At 58.8% G+C, this 17541-nt stretch carries 18 protein-coding genes; 15 read left to right on the forward strand and 3 right to left on the reverse strand.

What is annotated here, in order from left to right; all coding sequences use genetic code 11:
• Positions 1 to 93 precede the first annotated feature (93 nt).
• Positions 94 to 1008 carry a LysR substrate-binding domain-containing protein gene (locus AQ621_RS11395; protein ID WP_058341541.1) on the reverse strand — a complete coding sequence of 305 codons (915 nt, stop codon included), beginning with the start codon at positions 1006 to 1008 and terminating at the stop codon, positions 94 to 96.
• A 302-nt stretch (positions 1009 to 1310) separates the two neighbouring features.
• On the opposite strand from AQ621_RS11395, the gene AQ621_RS11400 reads away from it, so the two are divergent.
• Positions 1311 to 2297: a glutathione S-transferase family protein gene (locus AQ621_RS11400; RefSeq protein ID WP_058341542.1), complete on the forward strand. Its 987-nt coding sequence runs from the start codon at positions 1311 to 1313 to the stop codon at positions 2295 to 2297.
• A gap of 7 nt (positions 2298 to 2304) precedes the next feature.
• Here the strand turns inward: AQ621_RS11400 and ispB are convergent, their stop codons facing one another.
• Positions 2305 to 3273, reverse strand: coding sequence for an octaprenyl diphosphate synthase (gene ispB / locus AQ621_RS11405; RefSeq protein ID WP_058341543.1), 969 nt, complete (start codon positions 3271 to 3273; stop codon positions 2305 to 2307).
• A 241-nt stretch (positions 3274 to 3514) separates the two neighbouring features.
• Here ispB and rplU point away from each other — a divergent pair, with 241 nt between their 5' ends.
• The 4 genes from rplU (at position 3515) to proB (ending at position 6603) form a co-directional block, all read left to right on the forward strand.
• The gene (gene rplU, locus AQ621_RS11410) at positions 3515 to 3826 is read left to right on the forward strand and encodes a 50S ribosomal protein L21 (RefSeq protein WP_058341544.1); all 312 of its coding nucleotides are present in this window, start codon (positions 3515 to 3517) and stop codon (positions 3824 to 3826) included.
• A 35-nt stretch (positions 3827 to 3861) separates the two neighbouring features.
• Positions 3862 to 4122 carry a 50S ribosomal protein L27 gene (rpmA, locus tag AQ621_RS11415; protein ID WP_022987754.1) on the forward strand — a complete coding sequence of 87 codons (261 nt, stop codon included), beginning with the start codon at positions 3862 to 3864 and terminating at the stop codon, positions 4120 to 4122.
• Between the two features lie 136 nt (positions 4123 to 4258).
• Complete coding sequence (cgtA, locus tag AQ621_RS11420; protein WP_058341545.1) at positions 4259 to 5452, forward strand: Obg family GTPase CgtA; 1194 nt, start codon at positions 4259 to 4261, stop codon at positions 5450 to 5452.
• A gap of 26 nt (positions 5453 to 5478) precedes the next feature.
• A complete protein-coding gene (gene proB / locus AQ621_RS11425) occupies positions 5479 to 6603 on the forward strand; it encodes a glutamate 5-kinase (RefSeq protein WP_058341546.1) in 1125 nt (374 codons plus the stop codon).
• Positions 6604 to 6678: 75 nt separating this feature from the next.
• Here proB and rpsT read toward each other — a convergent pair whose 3' ends face one another.
• Positions 6679 to 6948 (reverse strand): 30S ribosomal protein S20, encoded by a 270-nt coding sequence (gene rpsT, locus AQ621_RS11430; protein ID WP_022987757.1) that lies wholly within the window; start codon positions 6946 to 6948, stop codon positions 6679 to 6681.
• A 267-nt stretch (positions 6949 to 7215) separates the two neighbouring features.
• Here rpsT and murJ point away from each other — a divergent pair, with 267 nt between their 5' ends.
• The 10 genes from murJ (at position 7216) to AQ621_RS11480 (ending at position 17534) form a co-directional block, all read left to right on the forward strand.
• Complete coding sequence (gene murJ / locus AQ621_RS11435) at positions 7216 to 8805, forward strand: murein biosynthesis integral membrane protein MurJ (protein ID WP_082641061.1); 1590 nt, start codon at positions 7216 to 7218, stop codon at positions 8803 to 8805.
• 120 nt (positions 8806 to 8925) lie between these two features.
• Positions 8926 to 9894: a bifunctional riboflavin kinase/FAD synthetase gene (gene ribF / locus AQ621_RS11440; RefSeq protein ID WP_058341548.1), complete on the forward strand. Its 969-nt coding sequence runs from the start codon at positions 8926 to 8928 to the stop codon at positions 9892 to 9894.
• 33 nt (positions 9895 to 9927) lie between these two features.
• On the forward strand, positions 9928 to 12747 hold the full coding sequence (ileS, locus tag AQ621_RS11445) for an isoleucine--tRNA ligase (protein ID WP_058341549.1): 2820 nt from the start codon (positions 9928 to 9930) through the stop codon (positions 12745 to 12747).
• Positions 12747 to 13271 carry a signal peptidase II gene (gene lspA, locus AQ621_RS11450; RefSeq protein ID WP_058341550.1) on the forward strand — a complete coding sequence of 175 codons (525 nt, stop codon included), beginning with the start codon at positions 12747 to 12749 and terminating at the stop codon, positions 13269 to 13271. The genes ileS and lspA overlap by 1 nt, the downstream gene beginning before the upstream one ends.
• Positions 13272 to 13276: 5 nt before the next feature.
• Positions 13277 to 13729, forward strand: a complete 453-nt coding sequence (gene fkpB, locus AQ621_RS11455; protein WP_058341551.1) for an FKBP-type peptidyl-prolyl cis-trans isomerase — start codon at positions 13277 to 13279, stop codon at positions 13727 to 13729.
• 2 nt (positions 13730 to 13731) lie between these two features.
• Complete coding sequence (gene ispH, locus AQ621_RS11460; RefSeq protein ID WP_058341552.1) at positions 13732 to 14682, forward strand: 4-hydroxy-3-methylbut-2-enyl diphosphate reductase; 951 nt, start codon at positions 13732 to 13734, stop codon at positions 14680 to 14682.
• A gap of 128 nt (positions 14683 to 14810) precedes the next feature.
• Positions 14811 to 15335, forward strand: a complete 525-nt coding sequence (locus tag AQ621_RS11465) for a GspH/FimT family pseudopilin (RefSeq protein ID WP_058341553.1) — start codon at positions 14811 to 14813, stop codon at positions 15333 to 15335.
• Positions 15336 to 15346: 11 nt separating this feature from the next.
• A complete protein-coding gene (gene pilV, locus AQ621_RS11470) occupies positions 15347 to 15814 on the forward strand; it encodes a type IV pilus modification protein PilV (RefSeq protein WP_058341554.1) in 468 nt (155 codons plus the stop codon).
• On the forward strand, positions 15811 to 16902 hold the full coding sequence (locus tag AQ621_RS11475; RefSeq protein ID WP_058341555.1) for a PilW family protein: 1092 nt from the start codon (positions 15811 to 15813) through the stop codon (positions 16900 to 16902). The genes pilV and AQ621_RS11475 overlap by 4 nt, the downstream gene beginning before the upstream one ends.
• 17 nt (positions 16903 to 16919) lie before the next feature.
• Positions 16920 to 17534: a pilus assembly PilX family protein gene (locus tag AQ621_RS11480; RefSeq protein ID WP_158499532.1), complete on the forward strand. Its 615-nt coding sequence runs from the start codon at positions 16920 to 16922 to the stop codon at positions 17532 to 17534.
• Positions 17535 to 17541 lie beyond the last annotated feature (7 nt).

Here is a 17541-nt window from a genome sequence, read left to right on the forward strand (position 1 = left end):
TGAGCGCACTCCCTTGTGTGTCACTTTTAACGATACGGGTGGCCGAGTATATCGCAAACACCCGGGCTGCCGGTTGGCCTGGCTGCCCGGTATTTATTCCGGCTGAAGCCAGTTCTGGATGCCGTTGTCATTGCCCAGGTAATCCCAGAACCACATCAGGGCCTTGCCCTTGTCTTCGCTGTGCCGAGCCAGGTGGATGGCAATGGCCGGCCTTGGTTCGTGCACTTCCCTGGCAACCAGAGAACCACGGGCGAGCTGCTCCCGGATGCGGGGTACTGGCAGCCAGCCAACGCCGAGCCCGGCCTCCTGAACGGCAATTTTCTGATCAATATTACTGACCGTAAGCGTTCGCTGCCTGCGGAAAATACCGGCATGGCCGGGTGGTAGTGAGCGGGAAGTATCCGCCGCAACGGCGGCCGGATAGGGTGCAATATCCGCCTCCGCCAGAGGCTCTTTCGCGTTTGCCAGCGGATGGTTGGCGGCCACCGCAAACACAAACGGCACCTCGCCCAGCGCCTTGGTAGTAAAACTGCCGGCCGGCTTGCTGAGCTGGTCTGCACCCACAATCATATCCACCCGCCGGCTTTGAAGGGCATCCCAGGCACCGGCGAAAACCTCTTCCACAATCTGCACATCCACCGGCACCCCGAGCTGGTAAAACGCCTCAATGGCGGGAAACAGGCAGTCTGCCGGCATCAGCGAGTTAAACCCGATCCGCAACCGCGTTTCCCAGCCTTCCGCCACCTGGCGGGTGGAGTGGGCCAGGTTCTCCGCCGCCTCCAGCAAAGACCGTCCTTCTTCCAGCAGGTAACGCCCCGCCGGAGTCAGCACGGCTTTGTGGCCGCTACGGTCAAAGATACTGACGTTGAGATCTTCTTCGAGCTTCTGAACCGTGTAACTGATGGCCGAAGGCACCCGGAACAACTCCCCCGCCGCCCCGGCAAAACTGCCCTTGCGGTCAATGGCGTCCAGTACTTTAAGTGCGTCTATGGTGATGGCTGTATGCATGTTCGAATTATCTGAAAGTGTTTGCCAGAAATGCTTGCTATCAGCGTAGCAGGGCAGGGGTTAGTCTGTCGTCAGGTTGTAGAAATTCTTTGCCACGGAATCCACGGAAGGACACAGAAAGAAAAGACTTAAAGAATTTTTTGCCACGAAATCCACGAAAAAACACGAACAAAGATTACTGAATAAAAGCCTGGCAAGTCTTTGTCCTTAATTTCGTGTTCTTTAGTGGATTTCGTGGCAAATCATTTTTCTTTTTTCCGTGTCCTTCCGTGGATTCCGTGGCCAACAACAAGGAGTCCCACATGGGCTTACTAGTAGATGGCAAATGGCACGACCAGTGGTACGACACCGACAAAACCGGCGGCAAGTTCGAGCGTGAAGTCGCCCGCTTTCGTAACTGGGTCACCGAAGACGGCTCCGCCGGGCCTGCGGGTGAGGGCGGTTTCGCGGCGGAAAGCGGCCGTTATCACCTGTACGTATCCATGGCCTGCCCCTGGGCGCACCGGACCTTGATCTTCCGCAAACTCAAGGGCCTGGAGCCGCACATCGGTGTGTCTGTGGTGCACCCGGATATGGTCGAGAACGGCTGGGAGTTCCGGCCCGGGGATGCGGAGCATCAGGACCATCTGTACAACTCAGAGTTCATGCATCAGGTCTACACCCGCGCGGCGGCAGATTATTCAGGGCGGGTGACGGTGCCGGTGCTGTGGGATAAGCAGCAGGAAACCATCGTCAGCAATGAATCCGCCGATATCATTCGCATGTTCAATTCGGCGTTTAATGAGCTGGATGGCGTAAACGCGGATCTGGACCTGTACCCGGAAAGTCTGCGCAGTGAAATCGACGCAGTAAACGAGCGGGTGTACGACACGGTCAACAATGGCGTATACAAGGCCGGTTTCGCCACCGCCCAGGATAAATACGAAGAGGCCTACAAGGCGCTGTTTGAATCACTGGACTGGCTGGAAGCGAAACTGGAGAGCCAGCGCTATGTCACTGGTGGCCAGATCACCGAAGCTGACTGGCGCTTGTTCACCACGCTGATACGGTTTGATGCGGTGTATTACAGCCATTTCAAGTGCAATCGCCAGCAGATTCGTGATTATCCGAACCTGTCCGGCTATTTGCGGGAGCTGTATCAGGTATCAGGCGTGGCGGAGACGGTGGACATTCGGCAGATCAAGCAGCATTACTACGTGAGCCAGCGCACTATTAACCCGACGCAGATTGTGCCGGTGGGACCAGAGCTGGACTTCGAGGCGCCTCACGGGCGTGGGCACCTCGGCTGATTGGGGGTTAGCTGACCCGGGCCACCGCTACTTCGGTCAGCAGTTCCAGTGATTGCCGGTGCTCGGACTCCGGCAGGCAGGCCAGCAGGTCTTTCGCGATCTGCGCCTGCTCTTTCGCCTTGGCCATGGTGTATTCAATGGCGCCGGAGGCCTTCACGATGTCCAGAACCTTCGGCAGGTCGTCCAGTCCACCCTTGCGAATAGCCTGGCGAATCAGCTGTCGCTCTTCGTCGCTGCCGTTGGCCATGGCGTAAATCAGTGGCAGGGTGGTCTTGCCTTCGGCCAGGTCATCGCCCACGTTCTTGCCCATGGCTTCGGCATCGCCCAGGTAATCCAGTACGTCGTCCACCAGCTGGAATGCCAGGCCCAGGTGCTTGCCGTAGTCTTTCAGGGCGGCTTCCTGTTCCGGGTTCGCTCCGGCCAGCAGTGCGCCGGTGTGGGAAGAGGCTTCGAACAGCATGGCCGTCTTGTTATGGATAACCACCATGTACTGGTCTTCGGTGAGGTCCGGGTTCTTCACGTTCATCAGCTGCATCACCTCGCCCTCGGCAATCACCGCCGTGGCGTGGGACAGCACATTCATGATCGGCAGGCTTTCCAGCTCCACCATCATCTCGAAGGCCCGGGCATACAGGAAATCACCTACCAGCACGCTCGGGGCGTTGCCCCACTTGGCGTTGGCGGTACTGCGGCCCCGGCGCATGTCGGAGGTGTCCACAACGTCGTCGTGCAGCAGGGTGGCGGTGTGCAGGAATTCAATGACCGCGGCCAGCTTCAGATGGTCGTCCTGGCCGTAGCCCGCGGCCCGGCTGGACAGCAAAACCAGTAAGGGCCTCAAACGCTTACCGCCACTCTCAATAATATAGTGGGCGATTTTTTCCACCATCGGGACATCCGAGGCAAGCCGCTTGATAATCAGGTCATTAACGCGGCTGAAGTCATCCGCCACGGTGTCATGGATACGCTGGGCTGTCATCGGGCTGAAACGTCCCTTGCTGGTGTTTTCGTTGAGTTTTCGGGCAGGTCGCGGCAATGCTAGGTATTGCTGCCTACAGTGTCAACTTGAACCGGAATCCGGCTTGTATTGCCCGGCGGCTTTTCGTACAATCACGCGCCCAACTCATCCCAACCTGCGCTCCCTGCAATAGGGTCGCCAGAGCGCTTCCCTTAGAACCAGGTGGATAAGAGCAGGGATGGGTCAATCGCGGAGACTATGAATGTACGCAGTTATTGTTAGCGGTGGTAAGCAGCACCGTGTAAAGGAAGGCGAAACTCTGAAGCTGGAAAAGCTGGAAGTTGAAACCGGCGGCTCTGTTGAGTTCGATCGTGTTCTTCTGGTTGCCAACGGCAACGACGTAAAAGTTGGCGCTCCGGTAGTTGAAGGCGCCAAGGTTACCGCTGAAGTGGTTAGCCACGGTCGTCACGACAAGATCAACATCATCAAGTTCCGTCGTCGTAAGCATCACATGAAGCGTCAGGGCCACCGTCAGTGGTTTACTGAAGTAAAGATCACGGGTATCCAGGGCTAAGCCCTCGAATAACCCCTTAATGAAGGAGGCTGGTAATGGCTCATAAAAAGGCAGCAGGTAGTACCCGTAACGGTCGCGATTCCGAGTCTAAACGACTTGGTGTCAAGCGCTACGGCGGCGAGACTGTAACTGCAGGCAGCATCATCATCCGTCAGCGTGGCACTCGTTTCCACGCTGGCAGCAACGTAGGCATTGGCAAGGACCACACCCTGTTCGCGAAAGCGGAAGGTCAGGTGAAGTTCGAAACCAAAGGCCCGCAGAACCGCAAGTTCGTAAGCATCGTTCCGGCTGCGTAAGCAGCGGCGATCCGGTTCTGTCGAACCATGGGTTTGCCTGATATGCTGATCTGATCAGCCCTCAGGTGAATCCGGAGCCCCGCAAAGCTTCCATGAGGCTGCGGGGCTTTTTAGTTTATGCAAAGGCAATTGGCGTATGAAATTTGTAGACGAAGCCACCATCATTGTTGAAGCCGGCAAGGGCGGTCATGGCTGCCTGAGTTTCAGGCGGGAAAAATACGTGCCGAAAGGCGGCCCGGACGGCGGTGACGGCGGGGATGGCGGTTCCGTCTATCTGGAAGCAGACAGCGCCCTGAACACGCTGATCGATTACCGCTTCCAGCGCAAACACAAGGCCCAGAACGGCGAGCCCGGCTCCGGCCGCAACTGCACCGGCACCAAGGGCGAAGACCTGGTGTTGCCGGTACCGGTTGGTACCACCGTGGTGGATATGGACACCCACGAAGTTCTGGGTGACCTCACCAAGGAAGGCCAGCGACTGAAAGTGGCACAGGGTGGTTTTCACGGCCTGGGCAATACCCGCTTCAAGTCATCGGTTAACCGCGCGCCGCGCCAGACCTCCAAGGGCTCTGAAGGCGAATTGCGTAACCTGCGCCTGGAGCTGAAAGTGCTGGCGGATGTTGGCTTGCTGGGTTTGCCCAATGCCGGTAAGTCCACCTTTATCCGCTCTGTTTCCGCGGCCCGTCCGAAAGTGGCGGATTATCCGTTCACCACGCTGGTTCCCAATCTGGGCGTGGTCAGTGTGCAGGCGCACCAGAGTTTCGTGATTGCCGATATTCCGGGCCTGATTGAAGGTGCTGCTGAAGGCGCCGGCCTGGGTATCCGATTCCTGAAACACCTGGTGCGTACCCGCTTGCTGTTGCACCTGGTGGATGTGGCGCCCTATGACGGCTCCTCCCCGGTTGAAGCGGTAAAGGCTATCGCCCACGAGCTGGAAAAGTTCAGCGAAACCCTGGCCAGCCGCCCGCGCTGGCTGGTGCTGAACAAAGTGGATATGGTGCCGGAAGAGGACCGCGAGGCGCACTGCCAGGCTATTGTGGACGAGCTTGGCTGGGATGGCCCGGTGTTCCGGGTTTCTGCGTTGACGGGTGAAGGCACCAAACCCCTGGTTCAGGCAGTCATGCGCTGGATTGAAGAACAGGCGGAAGCCGAAGCCGAGAACCCGGACTTCGCAGAGCAGGAAGCGGCACGCCGTCGCCGGATGGATGAAGAGGCCCGTGCCAAGATCGAGGCGGACCGAAAGGCCCGCCGCGCCGCCCGTGAAGACGATGAAGATGACGACTTTGACGACGACGATTACGACGTTGAAGTGGTCTACGCCCCCGAGTAACAATCTGAAGAGACAGTACCGCTACCATGAGTGAACGCCTCCAGCTCCGAAAGGCCCGTCGCCTGGTTATCAAGATCGGCAGTGCCTTGCTTACCAACGACGGAAAAGGGCTGGATGTGGCAGCCCTGGGGCTGTGGGTTGACCAGATCGCCGAACTGATCGGCGAAGGTGTCGAAGTGGTGGTGGTGTCTTCCGGTTCAGTCGCTGAAGGCATGAGCCGTCTGGGCTGGCAAACCCGGCCCCAGCATCTGCACGAATTGCAGGCTGCGGCGGCGGTCGGCCAGATGGGCCTGGTGCAAACCTGGGAAGCCCAGTTCAAGCGCCACGACATCCATACCGCCCAGATTTTGCTCACCCACGACGACCTTTCCGACCGCAAACGCTACCTGAACGGCCGCAGCACCCTGCGCACCCTGCTGGATTACGGCGTGGTGCCGATCGTGAACGAAAACGACACGGTGGTCACCGACGAAATCCGCTTCGGTGACAACGACACCCTGGGCGCGCTGGTGGCCAACCTGATCGAGGCCGATGGCCTGATCATCCTGACCGACCAGCTGGGCCTGTTCAATAAAGACCCCCGCAAACACGAAGATGCCGAACTGGTCACCGAACGCAAGGCCGAAGACCGGGACCTGGATGCCATGGCCGGCGGCGGTGCCGGTGCGCTTGGGCGTGGAGGTATGCTCACCAAGCTTCGGGCAGCACGGCTGGCCGCCCGCTCCGGTGCCTTTACCGTGATTGTGGGTGGTCGCATCGAACACGCCATTGCCCGCCTGCGTCAGGGCGATGTGATCGGTACCCTGTTGCTACCGGAGCAGGGAAGAATGGCCGCTCGCAAACAGTGGATTGCCAGCCACTTGCAAACCCGGGGCAAGCTGACCCTGGATGACGGCGCGGTAAAAGTGCTGCGTCAGGGCGGCAGAAGCCTGCTTCCGGTAGGTGTCAAAGCGGTCACAGGCCAGTTCCGCCGGGGCGAGATGGTATCCTGCACAGATCTGAGCGGTAAAGAAATTGCCCGGGGGCTGGTGAACTACGATGCCGACGAGGCCCGGGCAATTGCCGGTCGCTCTAGTGATCGTATTTCAGACGTGCTGGGTTATGTTTCCGATGAGGAAATGATTCACCGGGATAACCTGGTGGTGGTCTAGGCTTTTCCGGCGTTTCAGCCGGATTTCAGGCACAAAAAAACCGGCACGAGGCCGGTTTTTTTATGAGCGCAAGAATCAGGCAGCTTTCAGGGCCTTGATCTTGGCGTTCAGGCGGCTCTTATGACGAGCAACCTTGTTCTTGGCGAAGATGCCTTTGTTGACCATGCTGTCCAGAACAGGCTGGGCCTGCTTCAGGGCTGCCTGGGCACCTTCGTAGTCGCCAGCTTTGATCTGGGCGTCTACTTTCTTCATGTAAGTACGTGCCATGGAACGCAGGCTGGCGTTGTGCTTGCGGTTTTTCTCGTTCTGACGAGCGCGCTTTTTGGCTTGCGGGGAATTTGCCACCGTAAAACTCCTGAAATTCGTTGCTAAAAAATCGAATATGTTTAGATCGCGGGCGCGCCAAAACCAGCGCGTCGAAATAAATGACGCGGAACTATGCCGCTGAACGCCCGAAATGTCAAGGCCGAAGCCTCCGGTAATCCCTCTGCTCCGGAGGGCTGTGGTACACTCCCGCATCGTCTCACGGGGCCCGGGCCCGCAACAAGCCCCGCCTTGTGGATTACCGAAACGCCACTCCGGCCCGAAGCCGGTATTCTGGACGCTCAAACCATGTCTTCGGAACCCCGACCAACAGAACAACAGCCTCCCGTTCAGGAACCTCCGAAAGCGCCGGGATTACTGCGCTCATCCGGCGTGGTCGGCATCATGACCATGCTGTCCCGGGTGCTGGGGCTGGTGCGGGATATGGTGATTGCCCGCTATTTCGGGGCAGGTGCCGGGGCCGATGCCTTCTTCGTGGCGTTCAAGATTCCTAACTTCCTGCGCCGCCTGTTCGCGGAAGGGGCGTTTTCCCAGGCCTTTGTACCGGTGTTGTCGTCTTACCGGGAAAGCCAGGATATTTCCGAAGTAAAGCGCCTGGTGGATGCAGTGGCCGGCTCCCTCGGGCTGGTCTTGCTGGCGGTTACGCTGGTGGCCATGCTTGGTGCGCCGGTACTGACGGCGGTGTTTGCCCCGGGGTTCCTGGATGATGACGTCAAATTCGCCCTGACCAGCGACATGCTGCGCATTACCTTTCCGTACCTGTTGCTGATTTCCCTGACCGCCTTCGCCGGCGGCATTCTGAACAGTTACGACCGGTTCGCGGTACCTGCCTTTACCCCGGTGTTGCTGAACCTGGCCATGATTGCCGCCGCCATCTTCCTGGCCCCGGTGATGGATGAGCCTGTGATGGCGCTGGCCTGGGGTGTATTCATTGCTGGCGCCCTGCAGCTGTTCTTCCAGTTACCGTTCCTGATGCGCCTGGGCCTGCTGCCAAGGCCCCGGGTGGATTACAAACACGAGGGTGTCAGCCGGATTCTCAAGTTGATGGCCCCGGCGCTGTTCGGTGTGTCGGTCAGCCAGATCAACCTGTTGCTGGACACGGTGCTGGCGTCGTTCCTGCAAACCGGCAGCGTGTCCTGGCTGTATTACTCAGACCGGTTGTCTGAGCTGCCGCTGGGTGTATTCGGTATTGCCATCGCCACGGTCATTCTGCCCAGCTTGTCCCGCAAGCACGCGGCGGCTTCGGAAGACCAGTTTGCTGCCACCCTGGACTGGGCCGTGCGGGCCGTTCTGTTGATCGGCCTTCCGGCGGCCGTGGCACTGGCCCTGCTGGCGGAGCCGTTGATTGCCACCCTGTTCCATTACGGCGAAGTGACCGACCGGGATGTGGCTATGTCGGCCCAGAGTTTGCGGGCTTATTCCGCCGGTTTGCTGGCCTTCATGCTGATCAAGGTGCTGGCGCCGGGCTTCTTCTCCCGGGAAGACACCAAAACCCCGGTCAAGATCGGGGTGATTGCCATGGTGGCCAATATGGCTTTCAACCTGGCGTTAATCGTGCCCCTGGCCCATGCCGGGCTGGCGCTGGCTACATCCATGTCGGCCTGGTTGAATGGTTATCTGCTCTGGCGTGGGCTGCGTAAGGAAGGCGCCTGGAAAAGCCAGCCCGGCTGGCCGAAGTTCCTGATGCAGCTGGCCGTGGCCAATGCCGCCCTGGCCGCGGTGGTGCTCTGGCTGAATGTGCCGGTAGCCGACTGGCTGGCGGCCAGCGGCCTGCAGCGGGCAATCGATATGGGTATTCTGGTGGTGGCCGGAGTTGGGGCCTATTTCGTGGCGCTGGCGCTGGCGGGCGTGCGGGTTCGCCAATTCCGCCAGAAGTAAGCTGCCGCAAGATTTCTACCATACCCCTGCATGGGGTATAATCGCGCGTTTTCTCACCAGCGTATCGCCTCTCGGGCCGGTGCGCCAAAAAGCCAGCTGGCAAGTTAAGGTTCGCAGTACATGCGTCTGATTCGAGGCCTGACCAATCTTAAGCGCCTGTCCGGACAAGCGGGTTCCCCGCTGGCCGGCGGCTGCGTGGCCACCATCGGCAACTTCGATGGCGTGCATCTGGGCCATAAAACCATTATTGATCAGGTCAAACAGAAAGCTTCTCAGCTGGGCGTGCCTGCGGTGGTGATGATTTTCGAGCCGCAGCCCCGGGAATTCTTCGAAGGTGCGGAAGCGCCGCCCCGGTTGATGCCTTTTCGCCAGAAATTCGAGGCCCTGCTGGCCGAAGGCGTGGATATGGTGCTGTGCATCCGCTTTGATGAAACCTTCCGCAGCTATTCCGGTATGGGCTTTATTGAAGATGTGCTGGTCAGCGGCCTGGGCGTTCGCCACCTGGTGGTGGGCGACGACTTCCGCTTCGGTTGCGACCGGGCCGGCGATTTCAAACTGCTGCAAAGCGTGGGGCAGGAGCGGGGTTTTACGGTGGAGAACACCCGTACAGTGACCGTTGATGGCGAGCGTGTCAGCAGTACCCGGGTGCGCAATGCCTTGAATGTGAATGGCCTGGAAGAGGCCGAGCGCCTGCTTGGGCATCCTTACCGCATCCATGGCCGCATCGTTTATGGCCGCCAGTTGGGCCGGCAACTCAACGCGCCCACCGCCAATATTTTGCTGAACCAGATGCCGGCACTGCGGGGCGTTTACGTGGTGCGGGCCCGTCTGGAAACCGGCGAATGGTGCGATGGTGTAGCCAACATCGGCCTGCGCCCCACGGTCGACGGCAAACGGCCGTCGCTGGAAGTGCACCTGTTTGACTTTGCTGGCACACTTTATGGCCAGCACCTGGAAGTCGTGTTCCGCCATGGCCTGCGGGACGAAGTGAAATTCGACTCTGTTGACGAACTCCGCCAACAGATCGCCCGGGATTTTGACAACGCCCGGGCCTGGCTGGCGGATAACCCCGCCACGCCGGAAACCTGATTCAACTGACCAACCAAGAGTACGCACAAAGACATGAGCGACTACAAGCATACCCTGAATCTGCCGGAAACCGCGTTTCCCATGCGCGGTAACCTGGCCAAGCGCGAGCCGGACATGCTCAAGCACTGGCAGGATCTGAACGTATACGGCAACCTGCGCGCGCAGCGCGAAGGCCGGGAAAAGTTCATCCTGCACGATGGCCCTCCCTACGCCAACGGCAGCATTCACATCGGGCATGCGGTCAACAAGATCCTGAAAGACATGATCGTGAAATCCCGCAGCTTTATGGGCTTTGACGCACCCTACGTGCCCGGCTGGGATTGCCACGGCCTGCCGATCGAGCACAAGGTAGAGCAGGAAATCGGCAAAGCCGGTGTGAAGGTGGACTACAAAACCTTCCGCCAGGCCTGTCGCGATTACGCCACCAAGCAGATCGAAGGCCAGAAAGCCGACTTTATCCGCCTGGGCGTGATGGGCGAGTGGGACAAGCCCTACCTGACCATGGACCCGAAAGTAGAGGCGGGCATCGTGCGGGCGCTGGGCAAGATCGTGGCCAAGGGCCACCTGGTGCGTGGATTCAAACCGGTTTACTGGAGTGTGGTTGGTCAGTCCGCACTGGCAGAAGCCGAAGTTGAATACCAGGACAAAACCTCTACCCAGATCGACGTGCGTTTTACCGCCGTCGACCAGGACGCCGTGCTGAAAACCTTCGGAACCAGCGAAGGCGAGGGCGATGTCTCCCTGGTAATCTGGACCACCACCCCCTGGACCATCCCCGCCAACCAGGCGGTGTCCATCGGTGCCGATATCGAATACGCCCTGGTACAGGTAGATGTGGGCCACGGCGCCGAGCGCATGATCCTGGCCACCGACATGGTACAGGGCATCATGGCCCGCTGGGGCGTGGAAGACTACAAAGTGCTGGCCAACGTGGCCGGTTCTGCCCTGGAAAACCAGCTGCTGCACCATCCGGTGTACGACAAGCAGGTGCCGGTGCTGTTGGGCGACCACGTCTCCCTGGACGCCGGTACTGGCGCCGTCCACACCGCGCCAGACCACGGTATGGAAGACTTTGAAGTAGGCAAGGCCTACGGCATTGGCACCATCAACCTGGTGAAAGCCGACGGCACCTACACCGAAGCGGCCGGCGAATTTGCCGGTGTACACGTATACAAGGCCGACGAGCCGGTTTGTGCCGCCCTGGAGCGTGAAGGCAAACTGGTGCGCTCCGAGAAATTCCGCCACAGCTACCCGCACTGCTGGCGTACCAAGACCCCGCTGATCTACCGGGCCACCCCTCAGTGGTTCATCAGCATGGACAAGCTCAACCTGCGCGCCGACGCCCTGGAAGCCATCAAGGGCATCCGCTGGGTACCGGCCTGGGGCCAGAACCGTATTGAAGCCATGTTCGAGCAGAGCCCGGACTGGTGTATCTCCCGTCAGCGCACCTGGGGTGTGCCGATCACCCTGTTTATCCACAAGGAAACCCAGGAGCTGCACCCGAACACCCAGGCGCTGATCGAGAAAGTGGCCGAGGCGGTGGAAACCGGCGGCATCGACGCCTGGTACGACATCGACCAGAACGACTTGCTGGGCGCAGACGCCGACCAGTACGAAAAAGTCCTGGATACCCTGGACGTATGGTTCGACTCGGGTGTAACCCATGATTCTGTATTGCGGGTACGTGAGGAGCTGGGCCAGTTCCCGGCCGACATGTACCTGGAAGGCTCTGACCAGCACCGTGGCTGGTTCCAGTCGTCCCTGAAAACCTCCATCGCCATGAACGGCGTGGCCCCGTACAAGCAGGTACTGACCCACGGCTTCACCGTGGACGGCAAGGGCCACAAGATGTCCAAGTCCATGGGCAACGTGATCGCCCCCCAGGAAGTGATGAACGAACTGGGTGCCGACATCCTGCGCTTGTGGGTATCCGCCACCGACTACAGCGGCGAGATGACCGTCTCCAAGGACATCCTGCGCCAGACGGCAGACGGCTACCGTCGCATCCGTAACACCGCCCGCTTCCTGCTGAGCAACCTGACCGGGTTTGATCCGGAACAGCACATGGTAGCGCCGGAAGACATGATTGCCCTGGACCGCTGGATGGTCGACCGTGCCCTGCAGCTGCAGAACGAGCTGCACGAAGATTACGGCAATTATGCCTTCCTGCGGATTTACCAGAAGGTGTACAACTTCTGCGAAGCCACCCTGGGTGGCTTCTACCTGGACATCATCAAGGATCGCCAGTACACCACCCAGGCCGACAGCCTGGCGCGGCGTTCCTGCCAGACCGCCCTGTACCATGTTGCCGAAGCCCTGGTGCGCTGGATTGCACCGATCCTGAGCTTCACCGCCGATGAAATCTGGCAACACCTGCCGGGCAAGCGTGGCGACACCGTGTTCTACGAAACCTGGTACGAAGGCCTGACGGCGCTGCCGGAAGACTTCGAGCTGGGCCGCGACTACTGGCGTGAAATCTACGCCGTGAAAGAAGCGGTTAACAAGTGCCTGGAAGAAGCCCGTGCCCGCGGCGAGATCAAAGGCTCTTTGAGTGCGGAAGTGACCCTGTACTGCGAAGGTAGCCTGGCCGAGCGCCTGAACCACCTGGGTGAAGAGCTGCGCTTTGTGCTGATCACCTCCGAAGCCACCGTAAAGCCGGTGAGCGAGGCGGCCGGCGTGGAGCAAACCAACGTGGAAGGCCTGCTGGTGAAAGTAACCCCGGCTTCCCACGCCAAGTGCGAGCGCTGCTGGCATCACCGTGAAGACGTGGGCCAGAACGAGCAGTACAGCGACCTGTGCGGCCGCTGCGTCACCAACGTGGAAGGCCCGGGCGAAACCCGCGCCTACGCCTGATGGACGCGGTAATGACTGAGGGCAGGGCAGGCAGCAAACTGAAGTGGTTGTGGCTGGCAGTACTGGTGGTCGCCATCGATCTGGGTACCAAGGCCATGGCCACCGCCATGCTCACCTACGGTAACCCGGTACCGGTGCTGCCCAGCTTCAACCTGACCCTGCTGCACAACACCGGCGCCGCGTTCAGCTTCCTGGCAGACGCCGCCGGCTGGCAGCGCTGGTTCTTCGTGACCCTGGCTGTTGTGGTCAGCGTGGTGCTGACAGGCTGGCTGAGAAAACTCAAAGCCCATGAAACCTGGACTGCCATCGCCATCGTATTGATCCTCGGTGGCGCCATTGGCAACGTGTACGACCGGGTGGTGCATGGCTACGTGGTGGACTTCCTGCATTTCTACTGGCAGGACTGGCACTTCCCGGCCTTCAACCTGGCCGACACTGCCATCACCATCGGCGCTGCCATGATGATCATCGACGCATTCCGCAAACCCGCTGACAACAGCGGCGATGCCGACAGGAGCAACTGATTCCCATGAAAGAACTGCCCATCGACAAGGGAACCCGCGTAAAACTGCACTTCGCCCTCAAGTTTGAAGACGGCGAAACCGTGGACACCACCTTCGACAAAGAACCGGCCACCCTGGAAATCGGCGACGAAAACCTGCCGGAGAACTTTGAAGCCTACCTGGTGGGCCTGAAAGCCGGTGACCACAAAACCTTTGAAGTACCGCCGGAAAAAGCCTTCGGCCAGCACAACCCCAGTAACGTGCAGACCTTCAAGCGCCACGAATTCAGTGCCGACATGGTGCTGGAGCCCGGCGTAGTGGTCTCCTTCGCCGACGCCCGCCAGCAGGAACTGCCCGGGGTGGTCAAACGGGTGGAAGGTGACCAGGTGGATGTGGACTTTAATCACCCGCTGGCAGGGCATACACTGCAGTTTGAAGTGCAGATTATCGACGTTGAACCAGCAGGGCCGACACACTGACTATGCAAATCCGACTCGCTAACCCCCGTGGCTTCTGTGCCGGCGTAGACCGCGCCATAGAAATCGTAAACCGCGCGCTGGACGTGTTCGGGGCGCCCATCTACGTGCGCCACGAAGTGGTCCACAACAAGTTCGTGGTGAGCAACCTGCGGGAGCGCGGCGCGATCTTTGTGGACGAGTTGGACGAAGTGCCGGATGACAAACTGGTGATCTTCAGTGCCCATGGCGTCTCCCAGGCGGTACAGAACGAAGCCGCCCGCCGCAGCCTGAAAGTGTTCGACGCCACCTGCCCGCTGGTCACCAAGGTGCATATGGAAGTGATGCGCTACAGCCGCGATGGCCGCGAATGCATCCTCATCGGCCACCATGGCCACCCGGAAGTGGAAGGCACCATGGGCCAGTACGACCATAGCAACGGCGGCGACATCTACCTGGTGGAAGACGAAGCCGACGTACAAAAGCTGGACGTAAAAGACCCCAGCCGGTTGTCCTTCGTTACCCAGACCACGCTGTCTATGGACGACACCGCCCGGGTAATCGACGCCCTGCGCGCCAAGTTCCCTCAAATAGAAGGCCCCCGCAAAGACGACATCTGCTACGCCACCCAGAACCGGCAGGATGCCGTAAAACAACTGGCCGGCGACTGCGACATCATGCTGGTGGTGGGCTCACCCAACAGCTCCAACTCCAACCGCTTGCGGGAACTGGCCGAACGCATGGGCACCCCCGCCTACCTGATCGACGAAGCTGACCAGATTGAGCCCAGGTGGCTGGAAGGCAAGCAGGCCGTAGGCGTAACCGCCGGTGCCTCCGCCCCGGAAGTGCTGGTGGCCGAGGTGATTAACCGCCTGAAGGAACTGGGTGGCGAAGAGCCGCAGGAAGTGGCTGGTCGGGAGGAAAATATTGTGTTTTCCATGCCCAAGGAATTGCGGATTGATGCGTTGAACGTTTGATCTGAATCACACCTCGGCGGACCCGCTTCCGCTTATCTTCTGTAAACCGCCACTTGTCGTAAAGCCGTGGCGGTTTTTTTGTGTCTGGATATTGTATAAACATGACAAAAGTTTCAGGGAGCAGTTGCATGCGATCTCTCGCACACCAGCGCGGGTTTACGTTGATTGAGTTGATGATTGTGGTGGCGCTGTTGGGCATTACCGCAGCCATCGCTGTGCCTAATTTTGGCCGCATGATCGACAACAACCAGCATGCCGCTGCCGCGAATGATTTCTCCGGTCTGTTGCACTTTGCCCGCTCGGAGGCCATTCGGCGGGGTAATGGTGTGGTGGTCTACGCCATCGATACAAGTGATGGTAATGCCGGATACGCTGTATGTATCGGTAGCGCGCTGGCGGCTTGTAAAGGCGGTACTGCTAACGCCGAACAATTGCTCCGGGCCAGTAATAAATTGCCCGGGCGTATCGATATCTCGCACAGGCTACCGAGTGGTAGCCCTGATCTTGTTTTCCGTGGCAGCGGCATGATTACAGGTGGCAGTAATTATGAATACCGGATTTGCGGTGATACAGGCACTGAAGCAGTAGATATCACCGTAAACGCTGGCGGCCAGATTCGCCTGATTACCGACACCAACGTAACCTGTTCCTGAAGGATCGTTTGATGAAATCCTGTATTTATCCCGCCAGGCAATCGCAAAGGGGCTTCTCATTAATCGAAGTGCTGGTTGCCGTTCTGATACTTGGCATCGGCCTCCTTGGGGCTGCCGCTCTGCAATTACTCTCGCTTCAGAATATCAACAATGCGGAGTTGCGTACTCAAGCCAGCCTTTTCGCCCAGGAGCTCAGCGAACTGGCAAGAACCGCTGGTTCCCCTAATGACTTTGCCGCCAACACTGGCAGTACCGACGATTGCGCGGGCATGACGCCAGATACGTTTGAAAACTGGTGTAACGCCATGGGTGAAACCCTGCCGGGCGCCACTTTCTCATCAGAGTGGGATGGCGGTAGCCGGGATTTTATTACCACCATCACCTGGCCAGAGCGAATGATGTTTCTGGAGGCCACTGACAATAATGAAGCTGGAGAAGGTACGTCCAGCTACACACTGGTAACGAGGTTCCCCCAATGAAAGCCATGGCAAAACAGTCTGGCCTGACCCTGGTCGAGCTTCTGATTGCGTCCACCCTCGGGTTGATCCTTTTATTGGGCGTGGTTCAGCTGTTTGTAAGTAGCAGTGATTCTTTCCGGATGGCGGAGTCGATTGGTCGTATGCAGGAATCCGGGCGCCTGGCGCAGGATGTTATGGGCAGGACAATCCGAAATGCGGATTATTGGGGGTGTGTGCGTGGTTCAGAAGTGGTCAGCGCCCTTGATGATGGCGACAGCAACTATGATGAAGATAAACACTCGTTCGACAACCCACAGGCGCTCGAGTTTGGCGTGGCTCCTGCTTCGGGAAACTTTGTCGCTGGCAGCGATACGTTGATCCTCAGAGGGGTAAGCACCGTCGGCATCAGTCTGGATGGTGCGATGAATAACTCATCAGCGGTGCTCGACGTCACTTCTACTGCGGGTATTAGCGAGGACGAAATACTGTTACTTACAGATTGCTCGGATGCGATTATTTTCCAGGCAACGGGCCTGCCTGCTGGAAAAAAAATCCAACACAATACCGGTAAAGGTGACGCGAGTAGTGGCACGCCCGGAAATAAAAAGAGTGGAATATCGTGGAGCTGCCCGTCCGGAGGATCGGCAAACTGCTTTCCCAAGGCATTTCAATCGGGTGATATCTACAAAGCTTATTCTTTCAGCTACTACCTCGAAGAGGATGCAGCAACCGGTCGGCGCTCTCTTAAAATGGAAACCATAGGCAGTAATAGTGCGCAAGAAATTGTTGCCGATGTTCATGACATGCAAATGCAGGTCGGTATTGGTGACGCCGGTGACAATGTCATAAACAGCTGGCTGGATGTGACCAATGCCAACCTCACAACCATTAATTCCAGCTACGTAAAAGCCGTAAGAATCAGCCTGCTTGTGCGCAGCCCCGAAGACCGAGTGGCCCGGCAGCGTCAACAGGTCTGCTTCCCCGCCTGGACCGACTGCAGCTTAAGCGCCAATCTATGGGAACCGGCTGATGCCAATGATCGTCATTACTACCGGGTTTACACGTCAACCTACAGCATTCGCAACCGGCTGCTGAATACCGGAACCTGAGGATGAACAAGTTGCCGATGAAGTCTAAGAATATCGTTACCCCCCTGAGACAACAGGGCGCAGCACTGCTCGTCAGTCTGGTGATTCTGCTGGTACTGACTGTGCTGGCGCTATCCAGCATGCAGGGCACAACTCTGCAGGAGCGAATGGTGTCATCCCAACGGGATGCCCAGATTGCGCTCGAGGGTGCCGAGTTCGCCCTGCAAGCAGCCGAAGCGGAACTGGCCGGGCCAACGCTTCCAACATTTGAGAACAGCAAGGGGCTGTATCAGGAAGATGACGACTTGCCGGTCGCGCTCCAGACCCTTGCGGGAATCCTGGACCCTGCTTCCTGGCAGGCCCCTGCCGGTGGAGGGCACGGTAACAACACGAGGGCCGCGCCAATGCCCCGTGAAGAAATCGACGGGGTGGAAATGGACCTGCTGGCCGAACCTCCCCGCTATTTCATCAAAGCCACCCCCGGTGTTGGCTCGGCCAGTAGCAGTGGCTTTGGCCTGGGTGTTGGTGGCGCCGGAGACAGTGTCCAGCAATCCGGCCTCAGCGGAACAGTTTACCGAGTAGTCGCATTCAGCAGTGGTGCATCAGGACAGGCCGTAAGAGCTATCGAAGCCTACGTGGTTCGTGCCGATTGATCAGGCG

This window comes from Marinobacter sp. P4B1, from assembly GCF_001447135.1.
GTDB lineage: Bacteria > Pseudomonadota > Gammaproteobacteria > Pseudomonadales > Oleiphilaceae > Marinobacter > Marinobacter vinifirmus.